This window comes from Metabacillus bambusae (assembly GCF_017497975.1).
Classification (GTDB): Bacteria; Bacillota; Bacilli; order Bacillales; family Bacillaceae; genus Metabacillus; species Metabacillus bambusae.
This window is the reverse complement of sequence record NZ_JAGDEL010000014.1, coordinates 41,114-53,160: the sequence shown is the minus strand read 5'-3', so window position 1 is coordinate 53,160 and position 12,047 is coordinate 41,114. Positions and strand designations below refer to the sequence as shown.

At 35.5% G+C, this 12,047-nt stretch carries 9 protein-coding genes; all 9 read left to right on the top strand.

Annotated elements, in window-relative coordinates; genetic code table 11:
- Positions 1–19 precede the first annotated feature (19 nt).
- A complete protein-coding gene (locus I7822_RS17445; protein WP_207980393.1) occupies positions 20–1,444 on the top strand; it encodes a sugar porter family MFS transporter in 1,425 nt (474 codons plus the stop codon).
- A gap of 126 nt (positions 1,445–1,570) precedes the next feature.
- Complete coding sequence (locus I7822_RS17440; RefSeq protein ID WP_207980392.1) at positions 1,571–2,773, top strand: Gfo/Idh/MocA family protein; 1,203 nt, start codon at positions 1,571–1,573, stop codon at positions 2,771–2,773.
- 441 nt (positions 2,774–3,214) lie between these two features.
- A complete protein-coding gene (locus I7822_RS17435) occupies positions 3,215–4,231 on the top strand; it encodes a Gfo/Idh/MocA family oxidoreductase (RefSeq protein ID WP_207980391.1) in 1,017 nt (338 codons plus the stop codon).
- Between the two features lie 163 nt (positions 4,232–4,394).
- Positions 4,395–5,222, top strand: coding sequence for a sugar phosphate isomerase/epimerase family protein (locus tag I7822_RS17430; RefSeq protein ID WP_207980390.1), 828 nt, complete (start codon positions 4,395–4,397; stop codon positions 5,220–5,222).
- Positions 5,223–5,428: 206 nt separating this feature from the next.
- Positions 5,429–6,865 (top strand): D-xylose transporter XylE, encoded by a 1,437-nt coding sequence (gene xylE, locus I7822_RS17425; protein ID WP_207980449.1) that lies wholly within the window; start codon positions 5,429–5,431, stop codon positions 6,863–6,865.
- A gap of 307 nt (positions 6,866–7,172) precedes the next feature.
- Positions 7,173–8,177, top strand: coding sequence for a LacI family DNA-binding transcriptional regulator (locus tag I7822_RS17420; RefSeq protein WP_207980389.1), 1,005 nt, complete (start codon positions 7,173–7,175; stop codon positions 8,175–8,177).
- 155 nt (positions 8,178–8,332) lie between these two features.
- The gene (locus I7822_RS17415) at positions 8,333–9,826 is read left to right on the top strand and encodes a sugar ABC transporter ATP-binding protein (protein WP_207980388.1); all 1,494 of its coding nucleotides are present in this window, start codon (positions 8,333–8,335) and stop codon (positions 9,824–9,826) included.
- A gap of 1 nt (position 9,827) precedes the next feature.
- Positions 9,828–10,817: an ABC transporter permease gene (locus I7822_RS17410; RefSeq protein ID WP_207980387.1), complete on the top strand. Its 990-nt coding sequence runs from the start codon at positions 9,828–9,830 to the stop codon at positions 10,815–10,817.
- 146 nt (positions 10,818–10,963) lie between these two features.
- Positions 10,964–11,941, top strand: coding sequence for a sugar ABC transporter substrate-binding protein (locus tag I7822_RS17405; RefSeq protein ID WP_207980386.1), 978 nt, complete (start codon positions 10,964–10,966; stop codon positions 11,939–11,941).
- Positions 11,942–12,047: the final 106 nt, after the last annotated feature.

The following is a 12,047-nucleotide window of genomic DNA, read 5'->3' as shown; positions in this document are numbered from 1 at the left end:
TAAGAAGGGGATGGTTTTTATGGATGGAAAGCTGAAGCAAAACTCTTTTTTAGGAACTATTATATTGGTTTCAACATTAGGTGGTTTACTCTTCGGATACGATACGGGTGTAATAAATGGTGCTTTGCCTTTTATGTCTGAGGATCTTGGGCTCAACTCATTTACCGAAGGTCTAGTTGCAAGTTCACTTCTTTTTGGAGCAGCATTAGGTGCAGTATTTGGAGGACGGCTTTCTGATTTTAACGGACGTCGTAAAAATATCCTCTATCTTGCGGTACTGTTCTTTATTGGAACAATTGGTTGTACTCTTGCACCAAACGTTACTACCATGGTTATTTTTCGATTTTTACTAGGGCTAGCCGTAGGAGGATCATCGGTAACAGTTCCGACTTATTTAGCAGAAATGTCACCTGTTGAGAGAAGGGGACGTGTAGTTACACAAAATGAATTAATGATTGTAGGTGGGCAGTTATTAGCCTTTGTTTTCAATGCCATTTTAGGTAATACCTTAGGTGATACTACTCACGTTTGGAGGTACATGCTTGTTATTGCAGCATTACCAGCGATTTTTCTCTTTATTGGTATGTTAAGAGTTCCTGAAAGTCCTCGCTGGCTTCTATCAAAGGGAAGAAAAGATAGTGCTTTAAGTATTCTCAGGCAAATACGTGAGGAGGATCGAGCAGAATCAGAGTTTAGAGAAATTGAAGCAGCTATTGCTAAAGAATCGGAGACTCAGAAAGCATCTTTTAAGGATATGGCTATACCCTGGGTACGTCGTATCGTATTTTTAGGAATCGGTATTGCGATCGTGCAACAAATCACTGGGGTAAACTCAATCATGTATTATGGGACAGAAATCCTAAAAGATGCAGGCTTTAAAACAGAGGCAGCTCTAATCGCCAATATTGCGAATGGATTAATATCTGTTATAGCAGTTTGTGTAGGTATTTGGCTTTTAGGGAAGGTTCGACGTCGGCCGATGTTAATAATTGGATTGATTGGAACGACTACAGCCCTGATGCTTATAGGAATATTCTCTAAAGTACTGGAGGGTTCTGTAGCATTACCATATGTAGTACTTAGCTTAACAGTTATGTTTCTAGCATTTATGCAGGGGGCAATTGCACCTGTAACATGGCTTATGCTCGCAGAAATTTTCCCACTACGTTTGAGAGGGTTTGGAATGGGAATTAGTGTGTTTTGTCTATGGATAACGAATTTCATTATTGGTTTGGCTTTCCCGGTATTACTTGAAAGTATTGGGCTATCTACAACATTCTTTGTCTTCACGGGATTGGGGGTATTTGCTATCGCATTTGTGAAGAAGTATTTGCCTGAGACAAAGGATCGAACACTTGAGGAATTAGAACTCTATTTCCGTAACTATAGTGGAAAGCAGAATAAAGAAGAAGCATTAGAAGTCGAGTATAGAAGTAACTTATAATCCTAATTTTCATTATATAACACTATTAATTTGTTTTTATGTAAACGGTACCATGTCATAATTTAGTGGGGATTTAGGGGTAATAAAAATAATTTGATAATTTATCTGAAAGCGAGGAGATTTTGTATGTTAAATGGAGAGAAGAAAATTGAAAGACCATTACGCTGGGCTATGGTTGGTGGTGGAAGACATGGGCAAGTTGGTTATAAACACCGTATTGGGGCCTTAAGAGACAATACTGCTTTTAAACTAGTAGCGGGTGCATTTGATATTGATCCTGAAAGAGGAAAAGATTTTGGTACTAACATAGGTGTTGAAGAAAATCGTTGCTACCCAGATTATAAAACGATGTTTGACAAAGAAGCTGCACGTGAGGATGGAATTGAAGTTATTTCTATTGCTACTCCGAATGGAACTCACTATGAAATCTGCAAAGCAGCACTAGAAGCCAATTTACATGTAATTTGTGAAAAACCTTTATTTTTTACTAGTGAAGAGGTTTTAGAGATTAAGGAACTTGCTGAGAAAAAAGGGAAAATCGTCGGAGTTACTTATGGATTCTCTGGTAACCAAATGTTACTGCAAATGAGAGCAATGATTGAAAAAGGGGATATTGGAGAAATTCGTGTAGTAGATCTGCAATATACACATGGCTTTAATGCTACTGATGACGCAGATAAATACAGTGAAGCCCAAAAATGGAGAGTAGATCCGAAAATTGCTGGACCAAGCTTTGTTCTAGGTGACCTTTCTACACACACCTATTATATGTCACAGTTAATTATGCCTCATATGAAAATTAAAAAGTTACTATGTGATCGCCAAAGCTTTATTAGTAGTCGTGCCCCACTAGAGGATAATGCCCACGTTATCATGCATTATGAAAATGGTGCTGTTGGGACAATGTGGACTTCTTCCATTAATGCAGGATGTATGGATGGTCATAGAATTCGTATTGTTGGATCAAAAGCTAGCCTAGAGTGGTGGGATAGCAATCCAGGTGAACTTAGATATGAAGTTCAAGGAGAACCAATTCAGACATTAGTTCGAGCAATGCCATACTTGGATGACATGTGTAATGCAGATGAGAGATTAGGTGCATTACATGTAGAAGGCTTATCTGAATCATGGGCAAATATATATTTGAAGTTTGCTATTGCTATTGATGCTAAAAACCGTGAAGATGAAGAGACTTTAAGTAAATTGGTTTACCCTGATATTAATGCTGGACTTGAAGGAGTTCGCTGGATTGAAAATTGTGTTCGTTCAGCTGATAATGGTGCTGTGTGGGTAGATTTTAATGAAGTATATGAAAAGACGTTAAGTTAAAATTTATTTAGATTCATAAGTAACCATCGTACGTAACCTTTAGAAGTATTTCTGGAGGTTACGTTTTTTCGTTTTGAAGGGAGATGGTAAATGGTGTTCAGATTGTTTACCATATCATAACGAGAAGATTGTCTTATTAATTAAAATATTATTCATTCGTTTACTATTTACCAACCACTGAAGAAATTTTTATTTTTGAGGAAAGTACTTTCCTTTGAAGGGATAATAAAAGGGTTTCCTTTGGTACAGTTTAGATTAAACGGTGATAGCGAATGCTTATATAATAGGTTTGTTAATAGTTAATACCGATCCTCCTGCAGTTATTATTAAATTAAAAATAGTTTGACTAATTAAATGTAACGGCTTACAATGTGAAAGTAAGGAAAGAACTTTCCTAAAATGTATAATTTGTTAACTACATAAATTTCAGGAGGTATTGTTATGAATAAACTAAATATTGGTTTAATAGGTGCTGGAAGAATGGGAGCTTTTCATGGGGAGTCGATTGCTCAGAGATTACCTCAAGCAAACTTGTATGCGGTTGCAGACCCTGTACCTGGAGCTGCTAAAGGATTAATAAATCAATTAGATGTAAATGCAAAAGCTTACACAAATCCGATGGAATTAATTCAGGATCCGGGCATAGATGCTGTGGTGATTGCTTCACCAGCGCGTACACATGCAAGTAATGTTCTTGCTGCTATTAAACAAGGAAAAGCAGTTTTCTGTGAAAAACCTATGGCTGTTAATTTGAAAGAAGCAAACGAAATTGTTCAAGCAAGTGAAAGTAACATTTTGGTTCAAGTTGGTTTTAATAGAAGATTTGAAAAAGGATTTTATTCTGCTCACACAGAAATTGCATCTGGTAAGATCGGCACACCACAATTAATGAAATCAACAACGAGAGATCCTAAGTTAAATAGAGCTGAATCGATTCCAGAATGGACGATCTTTTTAGAAACATTAATTCATGACTTTGATACACTAATGTATTTAAATCCTGGTGCAAAGCCTGTTGAAGTCTATGCGGTTGCAGATGCATTAATTCGCCCTGACCTAAAAGATAGTGGTTTATTAGATACTGCTGTTGTAACTGTAAAATTTGATAATGGTGCTATTGCAACTGCAGAAGCGAATTTCCAGGCTGTATATGGTTATGACGTTAGAGCAGAGATTTTCGGATCAGAAGGTATGATTACTGCTGGGGGAATCCGTGAATCAAGTATGACGAGATATAACCATAATGGGGTAAGTTTTGATACCTGTCGCTATGATCAAGATTTATTGTTTGATGCTTACGTTAATGAATTAAGAAGCTTTGTAGATTGTGTGATTCATAATAAACCAGCATTAGCAACTGCTGAAGATGCTCGCTGGGCGTTGAAAATTGCGCTAGCTAGTATTGAATCTGTGAAAAGTAACTTGCCAATTAAACTTGACCAACACGTATTAATTTAATTGATTAGTAAAATGCTTTAATGAACTATGAGAGTAGGATTCATTTGAAGGGGGGATGATTCCCCCTTTTAAGCGAAAGTAGCAACATTTATCATTTTATACATAATACTAAATGCTAAAAAACAAAAATATCATAAACGATTAAATACATGGAGGGAAGAAAATGAATAGAGATTATGGTCTTTGTCTATGGACTTTCGGAGATATATCATTGGAAGAGAAATGCAAACTTGCAAAGGAAATTGGTGTAGATGGAGTTGAGGTTCAAGGAGACCTATCACAAAATCCTGCTGTTTTGCAAGCCATTTTAAATAAATATGATTTAAAAGTATTATCAGTGACTCCAGCTAATGTGGATATTTCAAGTGCTGAAGAAAAGGTACGTTCTAGAGCGGTTCAATATTTTCTAGACTTATTAGACTGGGCAAAGGAATTGGGAGCAAAAAGAATTTGTTTACATGGAGATGTTGGGAAAACGCAAGGTAGTGGAGATTTATTGAAAGATTGGGAGTTACTTGTGGATAGCTCGAAAGTGGTAGTGCGTAAAGCTGATGAACTCGGTCTCGAGGTTGTGTTTGAAGTACTAAATCGTTATGAGAATCATCAAATTGTAACCGCTAAAGAAGCATTACGCTTAATTGATGAAGTTGTTAGTGAAAACTTTAAAGTCCTATTAGATGCTTATCACATGAATATTGAAGAAGCTTGTCCTATTCAAGCTCTTAAAGATGCTGGGGGAAAGTTAGGTGTTTATCATATTGCCGATTCAAATAGGCAAGGTGTAGGTGACGGACATTCTGATCTAGAAGGCCAAATTATAGCATTACATGAATTTGGATATGAAGGACCAATTATTATGGAAATGGTTGCTGAAGGACCAAATCCATTCACACCGGTTAAGGATGGAAACTATTTAGATATAGTTGTAAGTTACTATAAGGAATCTCTAAAACAACTAAGAGAATGGGATGCGGTTAAATTTAATGCATAAGAAAATCTAACTTCTTAAAGGTCGGTTGTGTTAAAAGTAAGTGGTAGATTGATTGGTTTAAATATTTTGTCAATTGTAAGCGTTTGTAAAATATGCTTAAACAAGCCAACGCAGCACTATATCTAGGGGTTGGCTTGTTACAAATAATATCTAGAAAATTTTCTAGAACTATTTTATTTAAGTAAATCGATCATGAAAGGAATGCCATAAAAATGAAACAAAGTATGAGATATATTATATTTCTGTCTGTAGTTGCCGCACTAGGTGGACTTTTATTCGGTTACGATACAGCCGTAATATCAGGTGCAGAACAATCATTACAGGTGTATTTTATAGATAATCTTGGTTTAAGTACATTATTCCATGGATTAACTGTATCTAGTGCACTTATTGGTTGTGTTATAGGTGGATTAATCAGCGGTGTGCTTTCTAATGGAATAGGTCGTAGAAACTCTCTTCTAGTTGCAGCTGTTTTATTTTTTATTTCCGCGGTACTTTCTGGCTATCCTGAATTATTATTCTTTACAAAAGGTGAGCCAACGATTGGTCTTTTCATTATGTTTAACATCTATAGAATTATTGGTGGTATAGGTGTTGGTTTGGCTTCAGGATTAGGGCCATTGTATATTAGCGAAACGTCTCCTGCAAATATTAGAGGGAAATTAGTAACTCTAAATAATCTAGCCATTATATTTGGGATGTTGGCTGTTTACATTGTTAACTGGAGAATTGCAGCAGGGCAGAGTCTAAGTTGGATTCATGATATCGGTTGGAGATACATGTTTGCTTCCGAAGCAATTCCAGCAATATTATTTTTTGGACTTCTATTTCTAGTGCCAGAAACTCCTCGTTATTTAATATCGAAAAATAAAGATAAAGAAGCAATGACCATCTTAATGAATATAAATGGATCAGAAAAAGTAGCAAAAGAAATTTATCAAGAGATAAAACAAACGCTGGACACTCCTAACGCTACTAAAGCGGGTATCTTCTCATATGGGAAGTTGGTCGTTATTGTAGGGATTTTATTAGCTGCAGCGCAACAGTTTGTAGGGATTAACGTAATTCTCTATTATGCACCACGTATTTTCGCTAATATGGGAGCAAGTGCAGATAGCTCTATGCTTCAAACGATACTAATTGGGGTAGTAAACTTTATTTTTGTATTAATAGCTCTAATACTTGTAGAGAAGTTGGGAAGAAAGCCCTTACTTCTAATAGGATCAGTTGGTATGGCTGTTGGAATGTTTGGAGTAGCTACTTTATCGTTCGTTGATTCGATGGGGTTAGGTGCTTTACTATTCATTTTAGTATATGTAGCTTTTTATAATTTATCTTTTGGTCCGCTAGTATGGGTGCTAGCTGCTGAGATTTTCCCTAATAAAATAAGAAGTCAAGTGATGGCCATAACAGTTGTTGCTAACTGGGGAAGTAATTTATTGATATCGGCGACATTCCCTTCTTTACTGGAAATAAGTGCTGGAGTTGCTTATAGCTTTTATGGTGTAATGTGTATTCTTTCATTCATTTTTGTATGGAAATTAGTTCCTGAAACAAAAGGACAGACACTTGAAGAGATTGAAACACATTGGAAACCAAAAGAAGTGGCTTCTAATTTAAGCCAAAGAAAAATAGATTTATAGACTTTATTTTATCACGTTAATAATACCATCCATTTCTTTTCTTATTAAAGGAGGTGATTAGGTAATTATTGAAAGCGTTATTAAAAAACTATAAAAGAAATTTAGTTAGATTGTGAAAATTAAACCTGTAAAGTCATGAGATTAAGTGTGTATAAAATGTTGAGAGGGATCGTAGAAAATAATAGTTCGATCCTATTTAAAGAGTAATAGTTCAAAAGCTAGAAAATCCCTTTCCTAATATTTTTAATCTACCTAAAAATTGATTAAAATATATGTGTAGGTTCCAAAGGGGAAGGAGAAAGAATAAATGAAACAACCAACTATCTATGATGTTGCAAAAGAAGCAGGGGTTGCTATTTCTACAGTTTCAAAAGTGTTAAATAATACAGGAAGTATTGGAGCAAAAACAAGAAAAAAAGTTGAAGAGACAATGCAGAAATTAAATTATCAACCTAGTGTTGCAGCATCAGTCAAGAAACGAATTCAAACAATAGGGCTTCTAATTCCGAATATTGCAGACCCTTTCATGGCAGAAATCGCAAGGACAATTGAGGATCATGGGAGGAAGTTTGGTTTTAGTTTAATGATATGTAGTACTGATAATGATTTAGATAAGGAAATTGAATATGTCTCAATTTTAAAGCAAAAATATATTGATGGAATTATTATTGCTACCGGATTAAAAAATACAGTTGCACTAAAAGAATTAATTAGTAGTGAAATCCCAGTAGCTTTGCTAGCGAGGGAAGTACCATCACTAGCAGTTAATACGGTGGTCGTAAATGACTTTTTAGGAGCATTCGAAGCTACTTCGTATCTAATAAAACTAGGGCATCAAAAAATTGCCATTGTCACTGAAGATATCTATTTTCCTGTAACTAAATCTAGACTAGATGGCTACAAACAGGCTCTTGAACAAGCCGGTAAAAATTATAATGAAAATTTAGTTTCGATAAATAATACTAGCTTTACTGATGCTTTAGATTCGACTGTCAAACTATTGAATTTACCGGAACCTCCCACAGCCATTTTTGCATCAACTGAACCTCTTGCAATTGGAGCAATGCAAGGTGCTCGTGAATCTGGCTTTGATATTCCAAAGGATATTTCAATAGTAGGATTTGACAATTCAATTCTTGCTGAAATGTGTTATCCACAGTTAACGACTGTGTCGCAGCCAATACAAGAAATGGGTAAGAAAATAATTGAATTATTAGTTGAAGAGATAAAGGATCCAAAAAAATTAAAACAACGAATCGTTATGTCGCCAGAACTAGTCATTCGAGGAACTGCAAGTGAAATGAACAACTAGAACTAAATCCGAGATACGATAACTAAGAACATAAGAAAACCTTAATAGTGTCTCGGTAATTTATTTGTCTACTTTTTGGAAGCGTATTCTCTCAGAGGGCTTCTGATCTACATAAGTGAACTGAGAGAATTTGATTAATTGAAAGGAGGTCAGTTATGACAGAGTTACTTAGGCTTGAAAATATTTGTAAGGGTTTTTCTGGTATTCCCGTATTAAAGAATATTGATTTAGAGATTAAGACAGGAGAGGTACATGTCCTACTTGGAGAAAATGGTGCAGGCAAATCTACTATGATAAAAATCATGACAGGTTCCTATAGAAAAGATGAAGGTGAAATGTTTTGGGAAGGAAAGAAAGTGGATATTCAAAATCCCTCTGATGCAATGAAGCTTGGAATTGCAACAATTTATCAAGAGCTGAACCTAATTCCAGAACTCCCAGTCTATGAAAATATTTTTCTTGGGAGAGAGCTAAAAAAGAATGGAAAGTATTCTTTTCTCAATAAAAAAGAAATGATTAGGAGATCTAAAGAATATTTAAAGCGCTTGGGACAAGAAATATCACCAGAAGCATTAGTTTCATCTTTAGGGGTGGGGCAACAGCAATTAGTCGAAATTGCTAAAGCACTTACTATTGATACAAAGTTAATTATTATGGATGAACCTACATCTAGTTTAAGTGGTTCAGAGGCTCAACAGCTTTTAAAAACGATTATAGAATTAAGAAAACAAGATATTGCAATCGTTTACATTTCACATCGTTTAGAGGAACTGAAACAAATTGGTGATCGGATTACAATTTTAAGAGATGGTAATGCCATTGACACATTGGAAGTAAAAAAGACGAGTACAGACAAAATGGTTCAATTAATGGTTGGAAGAAAATTAAAGGATAAATTCCCGAAAGAATCATTCCAATTGGGAGAGGAAGGTCTTAGAGTAGAAAATTTAATCTTAAAAGGAGCGAAAACTAATGTAAGTTTTACTGCTTATCAAGGGCAGATATTAGGGATATCAGGTTTAGTAGGTGCAGGACGTACAGAAGTTGCTAGAGGGATTTTTGGAGTTGATCCGGTAGAATCAGGTAAAGTATTTGTCTTTGGTAAAGAAGTGAAAATTAAATCTCCTAAAGATGCGATTCAAGCAGGATTAGCTTTTATTACGGAAAATCGAAAAACGGAAGGACTTATTTTAGATGAGTCAATAAAAAACAATATGTCAATCGCCAGCTTGAAAAATTATAAAAAGGGTCCATTTATTCAATGGGAACAAATTAAGAAAAGTTCAGAGAATTACATTGGAGAGTTACAAATTCGACCGTCCAATACTGAAAAACATGCTAGGAATTTAAGTGGTGGGAACCAGCAAAAGGTTGTTATTGCAAAATGGTTGGCAACTCAAGCAAAAATATTTATTTTTGACGAACCTACTAGGGGAATAGATGTTGGGGCAAAGGTTGAAGTGTACCGTTTAATTAATTCGTTAGTGAGTGACGGAGCAGTAGTCATTATTATTTCTTCTGAGTTGCCTGAGATTCTTGGTATATGTGACCGAGTGTTAGTGATGAATGAAGGGGAAATTACTGCTGATCTACTAAAGGAAGAAGCGAACCAGGAAGTAATAATGAAAGCTGCTACAGGGGGGATGTAACATGTCAGGAATAGTGTTAGAAAAGAAGAATACTAGTACAGGAATGACGAAAAAAGAGTTTATTAGTAAGTTTGGTTCTTTATTGGGCTTGATTTTGTTAGTCATAACATTGTCAATTCTAAATGCACAGTTTTTTACGGTCAATAATTTTATGAATATTGCTAATCAGACCTCTATTAACGCTTTATTGGCTTTAGGTGTGTTGCTTCCCATTTTAACAGCTGGTATCGATTTGTCTATCGGAGCCATTTTAGCCATTTCGATTATGATGATGGGGGTTGTAACTGTCAATTTTGGAGCAAATCCTTTTGTAGGTATCCTGGTTTGCTTAGCAACTGGAGCTTTTTTTGGTCTAGTAAACGGGCTTTTGTTAACTAAGCTTCGACTTCCGCATCCATTTATTTCAACTTTAGGAACAATGAATATAGCTCGAGGACTTGCCCTAATTGTTACAGGAGCGGCACCTATCGCGGGATTTCCAGTGTTTATTCAATACTTTGGAAGTGGAGACATTGCAGGAACAGTGCCATTTAGTTTTATTCTTGTGCTAATCATGGCAGTATTAATTCATATCTTTTTGAACCGAACAATGACAGGGCGTTATATCTATGCGATTGGAGGTAACAAAGAAGCTGCACGTCTATCGGGTATCAATGTCAATAAAGTTCTTGTAATCGTTTATGTATTGAGCGGATTAATGGCAGGATTAGCTGGCTTGGTAATGGTAGGTCGCGTAAATTCTGCATTTCCATTAGCTGGAATGGGCTATGAATTAGATGCAATTGCTGCAGTAATAATTGGTGGAGCAAGTTTATTTGGTGGTGTAGGAACTGTATGGGGCACGTTGATAGGTGCCTTAATAATTGCGGTCTTACGTAACGGTCTGAACTTGATAGGAGTACCCGCAGATTTACAATTAGCATTTATCGGTTTTGTTATCATTGCCGCTGTTTATGTCGACGTTTTAAGGCAAAAACCAAGTAAAAATTAATATTAAAATTTTAAGATATCAGTTACGATAATTATGGAGACAATGGCAAAAAGAGAGATAATGTAAATATAAATAACTGAAAATTCTGACTTTACAAGGCGTGAATTAAATTTAAATGTTCATAATAATAATTTAGGAGGATATGCATGAAAAAACTTTTTTCATTTCAAATGATCATATTAATAATGTTGGTGTTTACATTGGTTGGTTGCAACACTAGTAATACAACAAGTGAATCTGCAGATTCGTCTTCTAATGAGGAAAAACCAAAAGTAGTCGTTGTTTTACAATCTTTAACAAGCGAATACTGGAATTTTGTTCAAGCGGGGGCAAAGCAGGCATTTAAAGATTTTAATGTTGATGGAACAATATTAGGGCCTTCATCAGAATCTCAAGTTATGGAACAAATAAATATGATGCAGGATGCTTTGACAAAAGGACCAGATGCTTTAGTTGTCTCAGCTACTCAACCAGAAACTGCAATTCCAACATTTAATCAATATAAGGAAAATAATATCCCTGTCCTTCTTATCAACCAAGATGTAGAGTGGGTCGACAAAGTTACTTTTATTGGTACTGATAATTTCACTGCAGGGAAAAAAGGAGGGGAGTTATTAGCATCAAAGCTTCAAAAAGGGGATAAAGTTGCCCTAATTGGTGGAGTACTAGGAAGTCAAACTCATAGAGATCGCCTTGATGGAGCAAAAGAAGGATTAGTTGCGGCTGGTATGGAAGTTGTTGCTGAACAACCTGCTGATAGTGACAAAAGTAAAGCTATGAACGTAATGGAAAATATTATTGAAAGTAATCCAGAATTAAAAGGTGTATTTGTAAGTAGTGATGATATGGCAATGGGAGCTTCAAGAGGTGTACAGAATAAAGGAGTAGAAGTTCAAGTTGTTGGCTTAGATGGTACGGTTGAATCGATTGAATCAGTTATTAAAGGAAATACAGTTGGTACTGTTGCTCAGAATCCTTATGATATGGGATATAAGGGAGTAGAAAATGCAATTAAAGCCATCAAAGGTGAAAGTGTGGAAAAGAGAATTGATACAGGTGCAGAGGTTATAACTAAAGAGAATGCTCAAGAGAGACTGGATTTCTTAAAAAGTATTTCTGAATAGTAGATATCTAGTAACTTTGTAGTCACAAGTAAAGGAACAAATTTTTTTCAGATCATCATAAAAAGTCCTTGGTATTACTCAAATACTAAGGACTTTTTATATTACC

Bases quoted from the DNA above. Each gene is read 5' to 3' on its own strand.
- I7822_RS17410 (WP_207980387.1), top strand. From the start codon at position 9,828: ATGTCAGGAATAGTGTTAGAAAAGAAGAATACTAGTACAGGAATGACG.
- I7822_RS17435 (WP_207980391.1), top strand. From the start codon at position 3,215: ATGAATAAACTAAATATTGGTTTAATAGGTGCTGGAAGAATGGGAGCT.
- I7822_RS17420 (WP_207980389.1), top strand. From the start codon at position 7,173: ATGAAACAACCAACTATCTATGATGTTGCAAAAGAAGCAGGGGTTGCT.
- I7822_RS17405 (WP_207980386.1), top strand. From the start codon at position 10,964: ATGAAAAAACTTTTTTCATTTCAAATGATCATATTAATAATGTTGGTG.
- I7822_RS17430 (WP_207980390.1), top strand. From the start codon at position 4,395: ATGAATAGAGATTATGGTCTTTGTCTATGGACTTTCGGAGATATATCA.
- I7822_RS17445 (WP_207980393.1), top strand. From the start codon at position 20: ATGGATGGAAAGCTGAAGCAAAACTCTTTTTTAGGAACTATTATATTG.
- I7822_RS17415 (WP_207980388.1), top strand. From the start codon at position 8,333: ATGACAGAGTTACTTAGGCTTGAAAATATTTGTAAGGGTTTTTCTGGT.
- I7822_RS17440 (WP_207980392.1), top strand. From the start codon at position 1,571: ATGTTAAATGGAGAGAAGAAAATTGAAAGACCATTACGCTGGGCTATG.